The sequence below is a fragment of the Pseudomonas sp. SDO5591_S426 genome (genome assembly GCF_054070755.1).
Map to the genome: position 1 here is coordinate 1 of NZ_JBSVXD010000115.1, position 18,913 is coordinate 18,913.

19 protein-coding genes are annotated in these 18,913 nt (G+C 61.6%); 5 read left to right on the top strand and 14 right to left on the bottom strand.

Annotated features, from left to right (window positions below):
• Window positions 1-50: 50 nt before the first annotated feature.
• The 8 genes from paaZ to paaA all read right to left on the bottom strand — a co-directional run bounded on the left by paaZ (window position 51) and on the right by paaA (window position 7,997).
• Window positions 51-2,105 (bottom strand): phenylacetic acid degradation bifunctional protein PaaZ, encoded by a 2,055-nt coding sequence (gene paaZ / locus ACW9JC_RS20265; protein WP_457457129.1) that lies wholly within the window; start codon window positions 2,103-2,105, stop codon window positions 51-53.
• A 63-nt stretch (window positions 2,106-2,168) separates the two neighbouring features.
• Window positions 2,169-3,815 carry a cation acetate symporter gene (locus ACW9JC_RS20270; RefSeq protein WP_457457131.1) on the bottom strand — a complete coding sequence of 549 codons (1,647 nt, stop codon included), beginning with the start codon at window positions 3,813-3,815 and terminating at the stop codon, window positions 2,169-2,171.
• On the bottom strand, window positions 3,812-4,120 hold the full coding sequence (locus tag ACW9JC_RS20275; protein WP_034149283.1) for a DUF485 domain-containing protein: 309 nt from the start codon (window positions 4,118-4,120) through the stop codon (window positions 3,812-3,814). The genes ACW9JC_RS20270 and ACW9JC_RS20275 overlap by 4 nt, the downstream gene beginning before the upstream one ends.
• Window positions 4,121-4,296: 176 nt before the next feature.
• Window positions 4,297-5,373, bottom strand: a complete 1,077-nt coding sequence (paaE, locus tag ACW9JC_RS20280) for a 1,2-phenylacetyl-CoA epoxidase subunit PaaE (protein WP_448108684.1) — start codon at window positions 5,371-5,373, stop codon at window positions 4,297-4,299.
• 34 nt (window positions 5,374-5,407) lie between these two features.
• Window positions 5,408-5,941: a 1,2-phenylacetyl-CoA epoxidase subunit PaaD gene (gene paaD / locus ACW9JC_RS20285; RefSeq protein ID WP_338582060.1), complete on the bottom strand. Its 534-nt coding sequence runs from the start codon at window positions 5,939-5,941 to the stop codon at window positions 5,408-5,410.
• Window positions 5,928-6,689, bottom strand: a complete 762-nt coding sequence (gene paaC, locus ACW9JC_RS20290) for a 1,2-phenylacetyl-CoA epoxidase subunit PaaC (RefSeq protein ID WP_338582059.1) — start codon at window positions 6,687-6,689, stop codon at window positions 5,928-5,930. The genes paaD and paaC overlap by 14 nt, the downstream gene beginning before the upstream one ends.
• 8 nt (window positions 6,690-6,697) lie before the next feature.
• Window positions 6,698-6,979: a 1,2-phenylacetyl-CoA epoxidase subunit PaaB gene (gene paaB / locus ACW9JC_RS20295; RefSeq protein WP_007943393.1), complete on the bottom strand. Its 282-nt coding sequence runs from the start codon at window positions 6,977-6,979 to the stop codon at window positions 6,698-6,700.
• Between the two features lie 28 nt (window positions 6,980-7,007).
• Window positions 7,008-7,997: a 1,2-phenylacetyl-CoA epoxidase subunit PaaA gene (paaA, locus tag ACW9JC_RS20300; protein WP_338582057.1), complete on the bottom strand. Its 990-nt coding sequence runs from the start codon at window positions 7,995-7,997 to the stop codon at window positions 7,008-7,010.
• Window positions 7,998-8,224: 227 nt separating this feature from the next.
• Here paaA and ACW9JC_RS20305 point away from each other — a divergent pair, with 227 nt between their 5' ends.
• Both ACW9JC_RS20305 and ACW9JC_RS20310 read left to right on the top strand, forming a co-directional pair.
• On the top strand, window positions 8,225-9,004 hold the full coding sequence (locus ACW9JC_RS20305) for a hypothetical protein (RefSeq protein WP_457457135.1): 780 nt from the start codon (window positions 8,225-8,227) through the stop codon (window positions 9,002-9,004).
• Window positions 9,005-9,023: 19 nt separating this feature from the next.
• Window positions 9,024-9,587 (top strand): hypothetical protein, encoded by a 564-nt coding sequence (locus tag ACW9JC_RS20310; protein ID WP_457457137.1) that lies wholly within the window; start codon window positions 9,024-9,026, stop codon window positions 9,585-9,587.
• Between the two features lie 82 nt (window positions 9,588-9,669).
• Here the strand turns inward: ACW9JC_RS20310 and paaK are convergent, their stop codons facing one another.
• From paaK to paaF, 6 genes are all read right to left on the bottom strand, one after another.
• Entirely contained in the window at window positions 9,670-10,995 is a 1,326-nt protein-coding gene (gene paaK / locus ACW9JC_RS20315) for a phenylacetate--CoA ligase PaaK (protein WP_338582054.1), read from the bottom strand.
• Between the two features lie 99 nt (window positions 10,996-11,094).
• Window positions 11,095-12,306, bottom strand: a complete 1,212-nt coding sequence (gene pcaF, locus ACW9JC_RS20320; RefSeq protein ID WP_416129181.1) for a 3-oxoadipyl-CoA thiolase — start codon at window positions 12,304-12,306, stop codon at window positions 11,095-11,097.
• A complete protein-coding gene (paaI, locus tag ACW9JC_RS20325; protein ID WP_457457140.1) occupies window positions 12,299-12,748 on the bottom strand; it encodes a hydroxyphenylacetyl-CoA thioesterase PaaI in 450 nt (149 codons plus the stop codon). The genes pcaF and paaI overlap by 8 nt, the downstream gene beginning before the upstream one ends.
• Window positions 12,741-14,258: a 3-hydroxyacyl-CoA dehydrogenase PaaH gene (gene paaH, locus ACW9JC_RS20330; protein ID WP_457457142.1), complete on the bottom strand. Its 1,518-nt coding sequence runs from the start codon at window positions 14,256-14,258 to the stop codon at window positions 12,741-12,743. Before paaH ends, paaI begins: the two co-directional genes overlap by 8 nt.
• Before the next feature lie 3 nt (window positions 14,259-14,261).
• Complete coding sequence (paaG, locus tag ACW9JC_RS20335) at window positions 14,262-15,053, bottom strand: 2-(1,2-epoxy-1,2-dihydrophenyl)acetyl-CoA isomerase PaaG (protein WP_457457144.1); 792 nt, start codon at window positions 15,051-15,053, stop codon at window positions 14,262-14,264.
• A gap of 43 nt (window positions 15,054-15,096) precedes the next feature.
• A complete protein-coding gene (gene paaF, locus ACW9JC_RS20340; protein ID WP_457457146.1) occupies window positions 15,097-15,870 on the bottom strand; it encodes a 2,3-dehydroadipyl-CoA hydratase PaaF in 774 nt (257 codons plus the stop codon).
• 348 nt (window positions 15,871-16,218) lie between these two features.
• Between paaF and paaY the strand changes: the two genes are divergently transcribed.
• The 3 genes from paaY to feaR all read left to right on the top strand — a co-directional run bounded on the left by paaY (window position 16,219) and on the right by feaR (window position 18,861).
• The gene (paaY, locus tag ACW9JC_RS20345; protein WP_457457148.1) at window positions 16,219-16,821 is read left to right on the top strand and encodes a phenylacetic acid degradation protein PaaY; all 603 of its coding nucleotides are present in this window, start codon (window positions 16,219-16,221) and stop codon (window positions 16,819-16,821) included.
• 116 nt (window positions 16,822-16,937) lie between these two features.
• Window positions 16,938-17,861: a phenylacetic acid degradation operon negative regulatory protein PaaX gene (gene paaX / locus ACW9JC_RS20350; RefSeq protein ID WP_457457150.1), complete on the top strand. Its 924-nt coding sequence runs from the start codon at window positions 16,938-16,940 to the stop codon at window positions 17,859-17,861.
• 85 nt (window positions 17,862-17,946) lie between these two features.
• Window positions 17,947-18,861, top strand: a complete 915-nt coding sequence (gene feaR, locus ACW9JC_RS20355) for a transcriptional regulator FeaR (protein ID WP_457457152.1) — start codon at window positions 17,947-17,949, stop codon at window positions 18,859-18,861.
• Window positions 18,862-18,913: the final 52 nt, after the last annotated feature.

Below are 18,913 nucleotides of genomic sequence, written 5' to 3' on the forward strand. Positions count from 1 at the left end.
ACATTCATCTGTAGGAGCTGCCGCAGGCTGCGATCTTTTGACTTTAAGGATTACTCCTCGCGCTTAACGACCAACGTCAAAATGTCATAACTCGCCACCAGTTCACCCAACTGGTTGGTCACTTCCACATCCCACGCCACCACCCCTTGCGGGACGCCTTGCGGGCTCTTCTTGCCCTGGTCGATCTTGCGTTTGCAGGTCAGGCGCGCCTGGATGGTGTCGCCGATGCCCACCGGGTTGATGAAGCGCAGGGTGTCGAGGCCGTAGTTGGCCAGTACCGGGCCGACGCCAGGGGAGACGAACAGGCCAGCCGCCGCCGACAGCACGAAGTAACCGTGGGCAATACGCTTGCCGAACTGCGATTCCTTGGCCGCGATGTCATCGAAGTGCATGTAGAAGTGATCGCCCGACAGGCAACCGAAGTTCACCAGGTCGGCCTCGGTGACGGTGCGACGGTGAGTCAGCAGCGACTCGCCGATCTGCAGGTCCTGGAAGTAGCGACGGAACGGATGCACTTCGGTTTCGATGACCTTGGCGCCGCGCACGAATTCGCCGGTGACTGCCGCGAGCATGGTTGGCGAACCTTGTACCGCCGCGCGTTGCAGGTAGTGTTTTACCGCACGCAGGCCGCCGAGCTCTTCACCACCGCCGGCACGACCCGGGCCACCGTGCTTGAGTTGTGGCAGCGGCGAACCGTGGCCAGTGGATTCGCCGGCACAGTGACGATCCAGCACCAGCAAGCGCCCGTGCAAGGCGGCTGCGACTGGAACGGCTTTGGCGGCGATTTGCGGATCTTTGGTGATCAGGCTGGCCACGAGGCTGCCTTTGCCGCGCGCGGCCAACGCCAGCGCTTCGTCGAGATCGTCATAGGCCATCAAGGTGCTGACCGGACCGAACGCTTCGATATCGTGAGCGCCGCCTTCGGCGTGCGGGTCGCGGGCCTGCAACAGGGTCGGGGCGAAGAACGCGCCTTTGTCGACATTTTCACCGCGCGGCTCGAAACCATCGCGGGCGCCGAACAACAGGTCGCTGCTCTGCAACAGGGCTTCCAGACGCTCGGCCACGTCTTTCTGCTGATCGTGGGAAGCCAGTGCGCCCATGCGCACGCCTTCCACCGACGGGTCCCCGACCACGACTTTGGCCAGACGATCGCGCAGGCGGGTAGCAACGGCGTCAATGTGTTTGGCCGGAACGATGGCGCGGCGGATGGCGGTGCATTTCTGCCCGGCCTTGGTGGTCATTTCCCGGGCGACTTCCTTGATGAACAGCTCGAATTCTTCGTCATCCGGGGTTACGTCCGGGGCGAGGATCGCGCAGTTCAGCGAGTCGGCTTCGGCGGTGAACGGCACCGAGTTGCGGATCAGGTTCGGGTTTACTCGCAGCTTGGCTGCTGTGTCGGCGGAGCCGGTGAAGGTCACCACGTCTTGACCTTGCAGGCGGTCGAGCAGGTCGCCGGTACCACCGATGATCAATTGCAGACTGCCTGCCGGCAACAGGCCGGATTCATCGATCAGGCGCACCACGGCTTCCGTCAGGTAGCTGGTGGCGCTGGCCGGTTTGACGATACACGGCATGCCCGCGAGGAAGCTCGGCGCAAATTTTTCCAGCATGCCCCAGATCGGGAAGTTGAAGGCGTTGATGTGCACCGCCACGCCACCGCGAGGTACCAGGATGTGGGTGCCGGCGAAGGTGCCCATTTTGCTCAGCTGCATGGCCGGGCCTTCATGGACGACGTTGCCCGACGGCAATTCACGGGAGCCGAGGCTGGCGTAGGTGAACAGCGTGCTGTTGCCGCCTTCGATGTCGATCCAGCTGTCGGCGCGGGTTGCGCCGCTGTGATGGGAGATCGCGTAGAGCTGTTCCTTGCGCTCGCTCAGGTACAGGGCCAAAGCCTTGAGACGCTGGGCGCGCTGCTGGAAATCCAGCGCCATCAAGCCGCTGACACCCTGGCGACGGCCGTGCTCGATGGCTTCGGCGAAGTCCGGGCGCTCTTCATGGGTGCGGGCGATTTCATGGCCGTCGATGGCGCTGCGCAGGATCTGCGCGCCGTGTTGGCCGATCCAGCGACCGGCGATGAAACTTTGCAGGGTAGGGGAGTGAGACATCAGGATTGCTCCGGGTATGGTCAGTGTCTGGCGCGGTTGAGGCCGCGCCGGTCAAGAGGGAAATCAGTGTTGGCTGGCACCCGAGGCGCCGATGCCGGTCATCGAGCGGATGAACTGCGCCAGGTAACGGCCGCGTTCAAGGGCTGCACGGGGTGATTTGTCGGTGACGGAAAACAGCCAGGCGCTGAAGAAGGCCAGGCTCATGGAAAACAGCGCCGGGTTGGAGTACGGGAACAACGCCTTGTCGTGATGCATGACGTTGACCCACACCGCCGGGCTCAGCACCAGCAGGACAATCGCCGAGAACAGCCCGGCAAGACTGCCGAGCACCGCGCCACGAGTGGTCAGGCCTTTCCAGTACATCGAGAGGAACAGCACCGGGAAATTCACCGACGCGGCGATGGCCAAAACCAGGCCGGACAGGAAAGCAATGTTCTGCGATTCGAACAGCAGGCCGAGGATGATCGCCAGCACGCCGATGCACAGGGTGGCGATGCGCGACACACGCATCTCTTGCTGCTCGCTGGCCTGCCCCTTGCGCATCACGCAGGCATACAGGTCGTGGGATACCGCCGACGCACCGGACAGCGCCAACCCGGCGACCACCGCCAGAATGGTGGCGAAGGCCACCGCCGAAATGAAGCCGAGGAACAAGTTGCCGCCCACCGCGTGAGCCAGATGCACGGCGACCATGTTGCCGCCGCCGATGATCGCGCCGCTGGCGTCGCGGAACGCCGGATCAGTGCCGACCATGACGATGGCACCGAAGCCGACAATGATCAGCAGCAAGTAGAAGTAGCCGATGAAACCGGTGGCGTAGAACACGCTTTTGCGTGCTTCCTTGGCATCGCTGACGGTGAAGAAACGCATGAGGATGTGCGGCAAACCGGCGGTGCCGAACATCATGCCCAGGCCGAGGGAAATCGCATCGATCGGGTTCGACAGCAAGCCACCGGGGGCCATGATCGCGTTGCCCTTGGCGTGCACGGCAGTGGCGCCAGCGAACATCGCTTCGGTGCTGAAACCGAAATGCTTGAGCACCATGAACGCCATGAAACTGGTGCCGAACAGCAGCATCACCGCTTTGATGATCTGCACCCACGTGGTGGCGAGCATGCCGCCGAAGGTCACGTAGAACACCATCAACACGCCGACCAGCATCACCGCGTAGAGGTAGTCGATGCCGAACAGCAATTCGATCAGCTTGCCGGCGCCGACCATCTGCGCCACCAGGTACATCAGCGCCACGGTCAGGGTGCCGAAGGCCGAAGTCAGGCGCACCGGAGTCTGTTCCAGGCGATAGGAAACCACGTCGGCAAAGGTGTATTTGCCGAGGTTACGCAGGCGTTCGGCAATCAGGAACAGGATGATCGGCCAGCCGGCCAACACGCCCAAGGCGTAGAGCAAACCGTCGTAGCCGTTGAGAAACATCATCGCGGAGATGCCGAGGAATGACGCGGCCGAGATCATGTCACCGGCAATCGCCAGGCCGTTCTGGAAACCGGTCATGCCACCGCCGGCGGTGTAGAAGTCGCTGGCGGAACGGGTGCGCAGCGCCGCCCAACGGGTGACGCCGAGGGTGAACAAAACGAACACCAGGAACATGCCGATGGCGTTCCAGTTCAGCGGACGGGACGCACCGTCGGCGGCCACCGCAAGATCGGTGACCACCGCCAGCGGCAGCAAAAACAACGCGAGAAGACGGCTCATCGGGCGCACTCCTGCTTGAGTTTTTCATTCAGCGGGTCGATCACGTTGTTGGCGCGATAGACATAGAACCCGGTCAGCGCAAAGGCCAGCACCACGATCACCACACCCACCAGCATGCCCACGGTGGTCACGCCGCCGCTCAGAGACTGGCCGAGGGTGGAGGGGGAGAACGCCACCAGCAACACGAAGCCGAAGTAGATCACCAGCATGATCAGCGACAGCGACCAGTAGAGTTTCTGCTTGCGGCGCACCAGCTGGATGAAGTCGGGGTGCTGGCGGATGAGTTCTATGTCTTGGGGTGTCATGACGCGCGCTCCTTTGTTGTTTTTGTTTTGGGTGAAACAGTGTTTTCGGGTCTATCGCTAAAACTGTGGGAGCGGGCTTGCCCGCGATAGCGATGGATCAGTCACCAGTGATGTTGAATCTGATGGCCTCATCGCGGGCAAGCCCGCTCCCACAGGGTTTGGCGTGGCGCCGGATATCAAAGCTGATCGAAATCCAGCACCACTTTGTCGCTGATCGGGAACGCCTGGCACGACAGCACATAACCGGCCGCGACTTCGTAGTCTTCGAGGGCGTGGTTGCTGTCCATTTCCACTTCGCCTTCGATGACCTTGCATTTGCAGGTCGAGCACACGCCGGCTTTGCACGAGTAGGGCAGTTCGGCGCCTTGGGCGTTGCCGGCGTCGAGGATGCTCTGGCTGTTGCGCGGCAGGTCGAAGGCCAGGGCACGGCCGTCGCTGATCACGGTGATCTGGCTGACCGCGGCGTCCACCTGACGCGCCGCCTCGCGGGCTTCGCGTTTCTGCTGGCTGCCGGCGGCGGCGAACAGTTCGAAGTGAATGCGTTCAGGCGCCATGCCCTTGGCCTTGAGGCTGTCACGTACGGTCTCGGTCATTTCCTGCGGGCCGCAGATGAACGCTGCGTCGAGGGCTTTGACGTCGAGCCAGCGGCTGAACAGTTGCTCGCATTTCTCGGCGTTGATCCGGCCGTTGTAGAGGTCGACATCCTGCTGCTCGCGGCTGAACACGAAGATCAGGTTCAGGCGTTGCAGGTAACGGTTTTTCAGGTCTTCCAGTTGCTCGCGGAACAGCGCGCCGGAACTGGAACGGTTGCCGTACAGCAAGGTCACGCGGCTGTTGGGTTCGGTTTCCAGGGTGGTCTTGATGATCGACAGGATCGGCGTAATGCCGCTGCCTGCGGCTACTGCGAGGTAGCTGCCATGGCGCGCCGGGTCGAGTTCCACGCTGAAATGTCCGGCGGGCGGCATCACTTCCAGGCTGTGCCCGGCCTTGAGCTGTTCATTGGCAAACGCGGAAAAACGCCCACCTGCTACGCGCTTGATGGCGACGCGCAGTTCACCGTCATTGACCCCGGTGCAGATCGAGTAGGAGCGGCGCACTTCTTCGCCGTCCAGTTGCGTGCGCATCACCAGGTGCTGGCCCTGGGTGTAGTGAAAACTGTCTTGCAGTTCCTGCGGAATCTCGAAGGCGATGGACACCGCATCACGGGTCTCGGTGCGCACATCCTTGATGGTCAGGCTGTGAAATTTGCTCATTATTGTTCTCCAGCTGCGACGGCCGATTTGCCGCTCAGATGCACTTGAAATAGTCGAACGGTTCCCGGCAATCGACGCAGCGGTACAGCGCCTTGCACGCGGTGGAACCGAACTCGCTGAGCACTTCGGTGTGAGCGCTGCCGCATTGCGGACAGACGATCACCGGGCTCTCGCCGAGCAGACTGCGTTTGCTGGTGCTGCCCTCGGGCGGCGCAATGCCGTAGGCGCGCAGGCGTTCGCGGCCACTGGCGCTGATCCAGTCGGTGGTCCAGGCCGGGGTCAACTTTCGCTCAAGTTGCGGCGCCTTGAATCCGGCCAGTTCCAGCGCCTGGCGGATATCGCCCTCGATCACTTCAGTCGCGGGGCAACCGGAGTAGGTCGGCGTCACCACCACGTGCAGGTGTCCGGCCTGCCAGTCCAGATCGCGGACGATGCCGAGGTCGACCACGCTGACCACCGGCACTTCCGGGTCCATGACTTCGGACAGGATCGCCCACGCAGCGGCCAGGTCGGTCGGTTGAGCCGGCCGGGCGCCGAGGTCGCTGGCGATCAGCTCACCAGGTTGCATCGGGGTACGCTCGTGGCAGGAACTGCATTTCGGCCAGCAGGATGCCCAGGTGTTCGGTGTGCAGGCCCTTGCGTGCATTCAGGTAGAAATAGCTCGGCGCGGCGGGCACGGGCAGGGTGGCGCTGGCGAAGATTTCGTTGACCTTGGCTTGCCACTGCGCAGCGACGCTGGCGATGTCCGGGGTGATACCGGCTTCGCACAGGCGCTGTTCGCTGTCATCGGCAGCGATCAGTTCCACGGTGAAGCGCCAGACTTCCGGAATCGCCGCGAGCATGCGCTTGTGGCTTTCTTCGGTGCCGTCACCCAGACGCTCGACCCACTCGCCGGAGCGGCGCAGGTGATAGGTGACTTCTTTCACAGCCTTGGCGGCAATCCCGGCGATGCGCTCATCGCTGGACTGGCTCAGCCCGTGAAGCACCGGCAGGTGCCAGGCGTCATACAGGAACTGCTTGAGGATGGTCACTGCGTAGTCGCCGTTGGGTTGTTCCACCAACAACAGGTTGCGATAGGCGCGCTCGTCGCGGCGGAACGCCAGGTCGTCGGCGCTGCGGCCGTCGTCCAGCAGTTCGGCGGCGTATTCCAGCCAGTTGCGCGCCTGGCCGACGAGGTCGAGGCCGACGTTCATCAACGCCAGTTCTTCTTCCAGCGCCGGCGCCTTGCCGCACCATTGGCACAGGCGCTGGCCCTGGATCAGGGCGCTGTCGCCGAGGCGCAGCAGGTATTCGATCAGATCAGTCTTGTTGTCCATGGTCGACCTCACATGTGCCCGACTTCGGCCGGCAGCTCGTAGAAGCTGGCGTGGCGATAAACCTTGTCGTCCGATGGATCGAACAGCGGGTCTTTTTCATCCGGCGACGAAGCGGTGATCAGCGCCGAAGGCACGACCCACAGGCTCACGCCTTCGCTGCGACGGGTGTAGAGCTCGCGCGCGTTCTCGATGGCCATGGTGGTGTCGGCGGCATGTACGCTGCCGACGTGCTTGTGGTTGAGGCCGTGCTTGCTGCGCACGAAGACTTCGAAGAGGGTCCACTCGGACATTTCAGTTACTCCACATCAGGTGGCCGAATCAGGCGGCGTTCTTGTTTTGTTTTTTGCGGGCGTGGGCGACGGCGGCTTCACGGACCCAGGCGCCGTCTTCAATCGCCTTGCGGCGGGTGGCGACGCGTTCGGTGTTGCAAGGGCCGTTGCCCTTGAGCACTTCGTAGAATTCGTTCCACTGGATTTCGCCGAAGTCGTAGTGGCCGCGCTCGGCGTTCCACTTCAGGTCCGGATCGGGGCAGGTGCAGCCCAGCAGTTCCAGTTGCGGGATGGTCTGGTCGATGAAGCGCTGGCGCAGTTCGTCGTTGCTCTGGCGCTTGATTTTCCAGGCCATGGATTGCGCGCTGTTCGGCGAGTGTTCATCGCTCGGACCAAACATCATCAGCGACGGCCACCACAGACGGTTGATCGCGTCCTGGACCATGTCTTTTTGCGCCTGGGTACCGTGACGCATCATGGTCAGGAGGATTTCGTAGCCCTGGCGCTGGTGGAAACTTTCTTCCTTGCAGATGCGCACCATGGCCCGGGAGTAGGGTCCGTAGGATGTGCGCTGCAGCACCACCTGATTGACGATGGCTGCGCCGTCCACCAGCCAGCCCACCGCGCCCATGTCGGCCCAGTTCAGCGTCGGGTAATTGAAGATGCTCGAATACTTGGCCTTGCCGCTGTGCAGCTTGGCGATTTCTTCATCGCGGTCGGCGCCCAGGGTTTCCATGGCGCTGTACAGGTACAGGCCGTGGCCGGCTTCGTCCTGGATCTTGGCCATCAGTTGCAGTTTGCGTTTGAGCGTCGGCGCACGGGTGACCCAATTGCCTTCCGGCAGCATGCCGACGATCTCGGAATGGGCGTGCTGGGAAATCTGCCGGATCAGCGTCTGGCGATAAGCATCTGGCATCCAGTTCTTCGCTTCGATCTTGATTTCTGAATCGATTTTTTCCTGGAAGGCGCGTTCCTGTTCGGACATCTCCGACAGGTCCTTGATGCGCTTGACGCCGGTTTCTACGAGCTGTGCGTACATTTGTGGTCTCCCGCCTTGAATCTGTTCTGAGGCATGGAGAACTTTATAAGCGATACAGAAATTAATATCAAACACAAAATAACGTGTCGTAAATTTTTCTGTATCGCTTCCGACGTATGGAGAGCGATTGCGGTTTCTGGACAGGCTAGTGGCTACTTAGTAGCATCCGCCGCTGACGGACCTTTCCTCCGGCGCATCGACCGACGTGGACTCATCAAGGAATCGAAATGCACACCTTCACCCATGGCGATAAAACCATTGCGTTCACTGTTTTGAGCGGTGAAGTGGTGGGCAGCGAAAAGCTCAGCGAAACCCGCGTGACGACCACCGGCGGCCCTGTTAACGGCAACAGTGGTGAAGAGAAACCGTTGCGGGTCAGTTCGGTGTCGATCATCAACCATGAGTTCTGGATCAGGACCGCCGACGGCATCGAGCACGACGTGAAGCTGCGCGGCGTGGACATTCCGTTGCGTACCGGGCAACAAATCTCCTTGATCAGTGCCTTGAAGAAGGACGGCAACCCTTTACACGTCCTGCTGCACAACCACACGGCGGCCAAGCGTTGGGCGTTGCGCGACGGCAAGATGCTCGGTACGGAGCTGGAACTATGGCCCTTTAACTGGAAGACCCTGCTGATCGTGCTGGGATTGAGCGTCGCCGGTTTTGCAACGGCGGGGCTGGGTTTGCTGGCGGCGGCCGCGTACCTTTGCTACGCGCTATATCAGGGCTCGCAGCGCAAGAAAATGCTGGCCAGCGATCTGGATGCCTACCTTGAGAAGCTGAAAAACCAGATCGGTAATGGTGTTCAGATGCCAAGCGCAGTCCCGGCGCCAGTCGCTGCTCGAGTCGAAAGCCCGATTCAGGCGGAAATTTCTTTCCAGATCGAAATCCCGGTTCAGGTGGAATCTCAAGCTCCAGCTCCAGCTCCAGCTTTAGCACCAGCCGAAACCGAAAGTGCCGCGCTGAACAGTGACAGCGTGCGCCGGGCGCTCTCGCGCAATCGTTGATGCATTTTCAGGAATAGCGATGTACGACTACAAATACGACAATGTGGTTGTCAGGTTCTGGACTCATCGTGGTGAAATATTGAGCCGTGAGCGACGCCGCGAGCCCGTTGAATATGAGATTGAAGACGAGTACTGGGTCAGAACGCCTGATGGTCTGGAGTTGCAATTGATTCTCGGCAACCCGGACTTTCGGTTTCGCAAAGGCGATGATCTCTCTGTCGTCTATGTCGGGGATGCAAAAGGCACGAATGGTTTGCCTGCCATTGTGTGCAACTACAGTGTTTCGCAAAGCGTTGTGTTGACGAGACCTGAGTGGGTGTACGCACGGCTGGTTCCGCCGAGATCCCACTGGATGCCAGCGTTGGTCACCACTGTGCTTTCGGGGATTGCTGCCTATTTTTTTGGTTTCTGGTGGGGTGCGTCAGCGGGGTTGGGGTTTTACCTGCTGCTGCGTGTTGAAGCTGCCAAGCGCAAAAAGCGCATTATCGGCGGTTTGGGCACGCATCTTGAGCAGCTCAGAGAACGGGTGCCGCAAGATGAAAACCGGGTCGATGTCAGCAGTGTACTGGCACGCAATCTCTGAACAGTCGGTTTAAGGCATCCAGGTGTAGGCGGTTGACAACTAAAAAAAGCCCCGCAAAAGCGGGGCTGAAAAGGTGCAGCAGTCATGCTTTCGGACGTTTATCCACAACGTGGCAGGCCTTGCCTTCAGAGCGCTTGATCGAATGGAAAGGCTGTAAAACGATCCGCGTACTGATCCCGATGTAAGTCTTGATGTGCTTGCTCAACTCCCCGCAAACAGCCTTCTGCTGTTCATCGGTCAAGTGCTGGTGTTCAGCCTTTAGCTCCACATGCACGTCAACGCTGTCCAGGTTGCCGTTGCGATACAGATGGATCTCGTAGCACTCGGCAAGCTGTTTGATTTTCAGCACCTGCTCCTCGATCTGCGTCGGGAACACGTTGACCCCGCGAATGATCAGCATGTCATCGCTGCGTCCGGTGATCTTGTCGATGCGCCGCATCGGCCGTGCGGTGCCCGGCAGCAGGCGCGTCAGGTCGCGGGTGCGGTAGCGGATCATCGGCAGGGCTTCTTTGCTCAATGAGGTGAACACCAGTTCGCCCATCTGACCGTCCGGCAGCACTTCGCCGGTCACCGGGTCGATGATTTCCGGGTAGAAGTGGTCTTCCCAGATGGTCGGGCCGTCCTTGGTTTCCGCGCATTCCATGGCGACACCCGGGCCCATGATTTCCGAGAGTCCGTAGATATCAAGGGCGGTGATGCCCAGACGCGCTTCGATGGCGCTGCGCAGTTCGGCGGTCCACGGCTCGGCGCCGAAGATGCCCAGGCGCAAGGCCAGTTTGTGCGGGTCGATGCCCTGACGCTCGATTTCATCGGCGATGTTGAGCATGTAGGACGGCGTGACCATGATGATGTCCGGCTGGAAATCCTTGATCAGCTGCACTTGTTTTTCGGTCTGGCCGCCGGACATCGGGATCACCGTGCAACCCAGGCGTTCGGCACCGTAATGCGCGCCGAGGCCGCCGGTGAACAGGCCGTAGCCGTAGGAGATGTGCACTTTGTCGCCACGTCGGCCGCCAGCGGCGCGGATCGAACGCGCCACCACGTTGGCCCAGGTGTCGATGTCGTTCTGGGTGTAGCCGACGACGGTCGGTTTGCCGGTGGTGCCGCTGGACGCGTGCAGGCGCACGATGTCGTTCATCGGCACGGCAAACATGCCGTACGGGTAGTTGTCGCGCAGGTCGGACTTAGTGGTGAAGGGGAACTTCGCCAGGTCATCCAGGGACTTGATGTCGTCCGGGTGCACACCCAGCGCATCGAAGCGCTGACGGTACAGCGGCACGTTGTTGTAGGCGTGGTTCAGGCTCCAGCGCAGGCGCTCGAGCTGATGCTGGCGCAACTCGTCGATGCTGGCGGTTTCCAGCGGGTCCAGCACAGGGTTCAGCACGGCTTGGGCTATTGGCATGTTCATGTGTTCACTCGAATTGTTTTTGTGTTCCAGCCCTTTCACGGAAGGGCTTTGAGTGCATGCCCCAAGGATACCTCTCGGCTCCCTGGGAATCGCGATTCTTTAGTGGGATAGACGCTCGATGATCAGCGCGATCCCTTGGCCAACGCCGATGCACATGGTGCACAGGGCGTAGCGGCCGTTACGTTCTTCAAGTTCATGCAGGGCGGTGGTCACCAGTCGCGCGCCGCTCATGCCCAATGGGTGGCCGAGGGCGATGGCGCCGCCGTTCGGGTTGACCCGTGGGTCGGTGTCGCTCAAGCCCAGTTCGCGCAACACCGCCAGACCTTGCGCGGCGAATGCTTCATTTAGCTCGATCACGTCCATGTCCGCCAGGCTCAGGTTGGCCAGTTCCAGTACCTTGCGGGTCGCTGGCACCGGGCCGATGCCCATGATCCGTGGCTCGACGCCGGCGGTGGCCATGGCGACAACGCGACCACGAGCGGTCAGACCGTGGCGTTTGGCGACTTCCGGGCTGGCCAGCAACAACGCGCAAGCGCCGTCATTGACCCCGGAAGCGTTGCCGGCGGTGATGCTGCCGCCTTCGCGGAACGGCGTGCCGAGTTTGGCCAGTTGCTCAAGGGTGGTGTCGCCGCGCGGGTGTTCATCGTGCTCGACCACTTTGGCCGGGCCTTTGCGCTGGGCAATTTCCACGGCGACGATTTCCTTGGCCAGGCGCCCGTTGGCCTGGGCGGCGGCAGCGCGTTGCTGGCTGCGCAGGGCGAAGGCGTCCTGGTCGGCGCGGGAGATGTTGAACTGTTCGGCGACGTTCTCGGCGGTTTCCGGCATGGAGTCGATGCCGAACGCTTTTTTCATCAGCGGATTGACGAAACGCCAGCCGATGGTGGTATCGAAGATCTCCGCCGAACGGGAAAACGCCTGCTCAGCCTTGCCCATCACCAGCGGTGCGCGGGACATCGATTCGACGCCACCCACCAGCATCAACCCGGCCTCGCCACTGCGAATGGCGCGCGCCGCAGTGCCGACCGCATCCAGCCCGGAACCGCACAGGCGATTGAGCGTGGTGCCGGGGACGCTGACCGGCAATCCGGCCAGCAGCGCCGACATGCGCGCAACGTTGCGGTTGTCTTCGCCGGCCTGGTTGGCGCAGCCGTAGATCACGTCGTCGACGCTGCTCCAGTCCACTTGCGGGTGGCGGCGCAACAGTTCGCGCAGCGGCACCGCGCCGAGGTCGTCGGCGCGCACGCTGCTCAATACACCGGCGTAGCGACCGATAGGGGTGCGGACTGCGTCGATGATCAGGGCGTCATTCATTCGGGTTCTCCTGCGTCAGCACCGGGCCGCGCACTTTGTAGGATTTGCCATGGAACAGGGCGATCAACTGGCCCTGCTGGTTTTCAATGCGTACGTCGTAGTTGCCGGTGCGACCGGAGCGGCTCTGCTCGATGCAATCGGCGTTCAGCGTGTCGCCCAGATACGCCGGGGCGATGTAGTCGATGCTGCAACCGATGGCCACGGTGGCTTCGTTGTAGCTGTTGCAGGCAAACGCAAACGCCGAGTCGGCGAGGGCGAACAGGTAGCCGCCGTGGCAAGTGCCGTGGCCCTGCAGCATGTCGGCGCGCACGGTCATGCCGACGCGGGCGCAACCGGGGCCGGCGGAAAGCAGGCGCATGCCCATGGCCTGGCTGGCGGTGTCGCGCTGGAACAACGCTTGCGCGCATTCGCTGGCCAATGTCATGGCTTCGTGATTAGTCATGGAAGTTTCTCCCTTCGGCGACCCGACGGCGCAGCAGCAGCGACGGCCGGTAGCGTTCTTCGCCATAGCTGGCTTGCAGGTTTTCCAGCACGTTCAGAATGTGTGGCAGGCCAACGGCATCGGCCCAGGCCAGCGGGCCTTGCGGGTAATTGACCCCGGCGCGCATTGCCAGATCGATGTCGGCGGCAGAAGCAACGCCTTGCAGCAGGGCGTCGGCGGCTTCGTTGGCGAGCATGGCGACGGTGCGCAGGACGGCGAGGGCCGGGCTGTCGCTGAGCAGGCTGACCTTGAGGCCGGCCCGTTGCAGCAGGGCGATGCCTTGTTCGAGGGCCAGTGGATCAATGCCTTCCGCATAGCTGATGGCGATACGCTTGGCATTGCCGTAATCGTGCGCCAGATCCAGCAGAATTAGATTGAGCAGACCATCTTCTTTTGCGCGCTGGCAAGCCATACGCCCGTCGCTCAACGCCAGAACGGCGTCACCGACCCGCAGCAAACCTTGACCGTCACGCTGGATGATCTCGACGCCGTGTTCACGCAAACGTGCGAGCAAACCCTGGGCGATGCCGAGGTCGCCTTCCACGGCACAAACTTCGATCTGCGCATCGCTGCCGATTTCAGTGGCGTGCGGGCGCTCTGCACCTTGGGCGTAGCTATAGAAACCCTGACCGCTCTTGCGTCCCAGACGCCCGCCGTCCAACAACTCTTTCTGGATCAGCGACGGCAGGAAGCGGGTGTCCTGGTAATAAGCGTCGAACACCGAGCAGGTCACGGCGTAATTGACGTCGTGGCCGATCAGGTCGGTCAGCTCGAACGCGCCCATGGCAAAGCCGCCGGCCTCGCGCATCAACGCGTCGAGAGTCGGGCAATCGGCGGCACCTTCTTGCAGCAGGCGCAGGCTCTCGGCATAGAACGGTCGGGCCACGCGGTTGACGATAAAACCCGGTGTGGAGCGGGTGTGAACCGGTTTTTTACCCCAGGCCTTGGCGGTGTCGTACAGGCACTCGGCGAGTGCCGGATCGCTGGCCAGACCGGAGACGATTTCCACCAGCGCCATGACCGGCGCCGGGTTGAAGAAGTGCAGGCCGAGCAGGCGTTCTGGGTGATCAAGCTGCGCGGCGATGCTGGTGATCGACAGCGACGAGGTGTTACTGGCCAGAATGCAGTGTTCGCCGCAAATGCCTTCGAGCTGGCGGAACAGGGCGCGCTTGACCTCAAGGTTTTCGACGATGGCCTCGATGATCAGCTCGCAATCGGCCAGCGCCTCGATGGCTTCCACGGCTTGCAGGCGAGCGATGGTTGCGCTGCGCGATTCGGCGGACAGCTTGCCGTTCTCGACCCGTTTGCCCAGTTGCCGATCGATGCCTTCAATGGCTTGAGCAGCAGCGCCGGGGCGGTTGTCCAGCAGCAGCACCGGATGACCGGCTTGCGCCGCGACCTGGGCGATACCGGCACCCATGGCCCCGGCGCCGATCACGGCGATGCGTGCGTTGGTGTTCAGTGCAGTCATGACTCAGCGCCCCTTGAACACGGGGGTGCGTTTTTCCATGAAGGCGCCAACGCCTTCGCGGTAATCCTCACTGCGCCCGGCCAGGCGTTGCAGGTCGCGCTCCAGTTCGAGTTGTTCGTCGAAGCTGTTGCTCAGGCTGGCGTTGAGGCTGCGTTTGATCAGCGCCAGGCCGTAGGTCGGCTGGGTCGCCAGGTGGCGAGCGAGTTTCAGTGCTTCGTCGCGCAAATCGGCATCGTCCACACACTGGTAGATCAAGCCCCATTGCTCGGCTTGTTCGGCGCTCAGGCGGTTGCCCAGCAGTGCCAAGGCCTTGGCTCGAGCCATGCCGACCAGGCGCGGCAGGGTCCAGGTGCCGCCGGAATCGGGGATCAGGCCGATCTTGCAGAACGCCTGAATAAAGCTTGCCGAACGTGCCGCCAAAACCAGATCGCAGGCCAGCGGAATGTTGGCGCCGGCCCCTGCGGCCACGCCGTTGACCGCGCAGATCACCGGCAGCGGCAGGTCGCGCAATTGGCGGATCAGCGGGTTGTAGAACTTCTCGATGGACTCGCCAAGATCCGGCACGGCGCTGCCCGGTGCGACATTGCGATCGCTCAGATCCTGCCCGGCGCAAAAGCCGCGGCCTTCGCCGGTCAGCAGCAACACGCGCACTTCGGGGTTCTGCCGCACTTGCTTGAGCGCTTCCTTCACTTCGCCATGCATCTGGGTGTTGAAGCTGTTGAGCTGGTCCGGGCGATTGAGGCTGAGCAGGGCAACGCCGGCCTCGATGGAAAACAGGATGTGTTCGAAGTTCATGGTCTTGGCGCTCTCTTGGAGGTCGTTCTAATTCGTGGGCGGATTACTGGCCGATAAAGGTCGGCTTGCGCTTTTCCTGGAAGGCGGCAATGCCTTCGTCGCGGTCGCGGGTGCCGGCCAACACGGTGAAGGCGTGGCGCTCGAAACGCAGGCCGCTGGCGAGGTCGGTGTCCATCGCCTTGAGCAACGCTTCCTTGGCCAGACGCACCGCCAGCGGTGCTTTGGCGGCGATGTTGCGAGCGATGTGCAGGGCGCGTTCGACGGTGAATTCCGGCTGGGTGACTTCGCTGACGAGGCCGGCGCGCTGGGCCTGACGGGCGTCGATCGGCTCGCCGGTCAGGACCATTTGCATGGCCATGGATTTGCCGACGGCGCGCAGCAGGCGTTGGGTGCCACCGGCGCCGGGCATGATCCCGAGGTTGATTTCCGGCTGGCCGAAGCGGGCGTCTTCGCCGGCAATGATGATGTCGGCGTGCATTGCCAGTTCGCAGCCACCGCCCAGCGCGAAGCCGTTGACCGCGGCGATCAACGGTTTGCTGAAGCGGGTGATGGTTTGCCATGAGGCCTGGCGTGGGTCGTCGAGGATGCCGACCAGATTGCGCTCGGCCATTTCCTTGATGTCGGCGCCGGCGGCGAAGGCCTTGCGACTGCCGGTGAGCACCACGACACGGGTCTCGGCATCGGCTTGCGCGGCATTCAGTTCATCGGCCAGCTCACCCAGTAATTCGGTGGTCAGGGCGTTCAGGGCTTGCGGGCGCTGCAAGGTAATCAGGCGAACGCCAGGCTCTATCAGTTCGACGGCAAGGGTTTGAGGCATGGCAGATGCCCTCACGGTGCACGCTCGGCGTGGTGCCGGCTCGTTATTGGATCGGCCGCAGGGGCCGGTTTTGCCCAAGTATAGCTACAACGTGATACGCAAATGCAATACTGAAATTGATTTAATGTGTCCTTTTAGTCGGATGGTGGTTGTGCGCCGGTAATCTGAAACAGCAGTTGATAGCGGGTTCTACCCTTATTTTATTGGGTTTAATGCGAGGTTTTGCGTTGTGGAGCAGGTCGTCGGAAAGCCGCTTGTCAAGTGATACGGTTTTTTGTCTTTGTGTATGTAAAAGCGATGTGATACAAAATAAGTCATTATCGGCATCGCTTTGTGAAGGAATCTTCCATGACCTGCTACAGCCTCGATGGCCTGACCCCCGTGGTCGACCCGACTGCTTATGTGCATCCGTCCGCCGTGCTGATCGGTGACGTGATCATCGGGCCGCATTGCTACGTCGGGCCGCTGGCCAGCCTGCGCGGGGATTTCGGCCGGATCGTGCTGGAGGAGGGCGCCAACCTGCAGGACACCTGCGTGATGCACGGCTTCCCGGACAGCGACACCGTGGTCGAGCGCAACGGCCACATCGGCCACGGCGCGGTGCTGCACGGTTGCCGCATCGGCGCCGACGCGCTGGTGGGGATGAATGCGGTGGTGATGGACAACGCCCGGATCGGCCCGCGTTCATTCGTCTCGGCGGCAGCGTTCGTCAAGGCCGGTTTCGAGTGTGCCGAGCAATCGCTAGTCATGGGCGCACCGGCCAGCGTCAAGCGCACCCTCAGCGATCAGGAAGTGGCGTGGAAACAGGCGGGGACCCGCGAGTATCAGCAACTGGCCCAGCGTTGCCTGGAGCAGATGCAGGTGTGTGAACCGCTGAGCGAGCCGGAAGAAAACCGCCGACGGATCAGCGACAGCGGGTTACGGCCCAAGGGCAGCACCAACTCCCTGTAGGAGCTGCCGAAGGCTGCGATCTTTTGATTGTGTTTTTTGAAGATCAAGATCAAAAGATCGCAGCCTGCGGCAACTCCTACCGGTATATTCCTTTTCTTTTTTTGCTCGGTACGCCCATGTCGTCCCTGACACCCTTGAACCATCTGATTACCCGCTTCCAGGAGCAGACGCCGATTCGCGCCAGTTCCTTGATCATCACCTTGTACGGTGATGCCATCGAACCCCACGGCGGGACGGTGTGGCTTGGCAGCCTGATTCAATTGCTCGAACCGATCGGCATCAACGAACGCCTGATCCGCACCTCGATTTTTCGCCTGACCAAAGAAGGCTGGCTGACCGCCGAGAAAGTCGGCCGTCGCAGCTACTACAGCCTGACCGGCACCGGTCGCCGGCGTTTCGACAAGGCCTTCAAGCGGGTCTACAGCACCACGATGCCGGCCTGGGATGGTTCGTGGTGCCTGGTGATGCTTTCGCAACTGACCCAGGACAAGCGCAAACAAGTGCGCGAAGAACTGGAGTGGCAAGGTTTTGGTGCGATTTCGCCGGTGGTCCTGGCCTGCCCGCGCAGCGATCGCACCGACGTCAACGCAACCTTGCTCGACCTCGGCGCCCAGGAAGACACCATCGTCTTCGAAACCACCGCCCAGGACGTACTGGCCTCCAAGGCGCTGCGCCTGCAAGTGCGCGAAAGCTGGAACATCGAGGAACTGGCGACCCACTACAGCGAATTCATTCAACTGTTCCGACCGCTCTGGCAAGCGCTTCGCGAGCAGGAAAACCTGCAGCCGTCCGACTGCTTCCTGGCGCGGATCCTGCTTATTCATGAATACCGCAAACTGCTGCTGCGCGACCCGCAACTGCCGGACGAGTTGTTGCCCGGCGATTGGGAAGGCCGCGCGGCCCGACAGTTGTGCCGCAATATTTATCGTTTGATCTACGCCAAGGCCGAGGATTGGCTGAACAGTGCCCTGGAAACCGCCGATGGACCGTTACCGGATGTGGGCGAGAGTTTTTATCGACGGTTTGGCGGGTTGAAGTAACCCGTCGCCGTTCAGGGAGAGTCGCTGTTCAGGAGAACCTGTGTTTTGACGTAGACAATAAAAATAAGCCTGCGTGAGGCCTGCCATGATTTCTACAAACGCACAGCGCCAGGATGGGTTCGATCAATGGATTCATCAGATCAACCAGATCTGTGGCGCCTTCAACGCACAACCCCTGGGCGCCGGTTTCGCCGGTCAGATCCGGGAATACCGCAGCGATGCCCTCAAACTCAGCTTCGTCGATGCCTGCCAGGCGCGGTTGTACCGCACGCCGCATGAAGTCGCGGCGGGCGAGGGCGGCAAATACTTCGCGGTGTTCCAGCTCGATGGCACGGCGGGTATGGCGCAAGGCGACGACAAGGTGTTGTTGTCCGCCGGTGACATCACGCTGATCGATGCCTCGCGGCCCAGCGATTTCACCTACAGCGAAAACTCCCGGCAATTGTCGCTGATCCTGCCGTATCAACTGGTGGAGCAAACCCTGCGCTTCAATCAGGTCAAGTGCGGCCACCGGATCGCCGGGACATCGCCCATCGCCATGCTTTCGCATCGCTTGATCCTCGACGCCACGCGCCAACAGAACCTAAGTCGCCAGGAAAGCGAAGCAACCCTGGAAGCGATTGTCAGCCTGCTGCGTCCGGCGATCAGCCAGACCGACGATTGCGCGGACCCGCACGAGCGCATCTTCCGCAAGACCCTGAGTTTTATCGACGCGAACATCCGCTCCGAAGAGCTCTGCCCGGAATGGCTGGCGCGGGAAGTCGGCATGTCGACCCGTGGCCTGTACCGGATGTTCGCCAAGAAAGGCCTGGTGGTGGCGCGCTACATCAAGAACCGGCGGCTGGATTTGTGTGCTGAGTCTTTGCGCCAGTCGGGCAGGGAAGAGAAGTTGTCGGTGCTGGGGTATTCGTGGGGGTTTTCCGATTCGAGCTATTTTTCGACGGCGTTCAAATCGCGCTTCGGCATTGCGCCGGGTGAGTATCGTAAGCAGCATGCTTGAAGTTCAAAAGATCGCAGCCTTCGGCAGCTCCTACATTGACGGTGTGTAAACC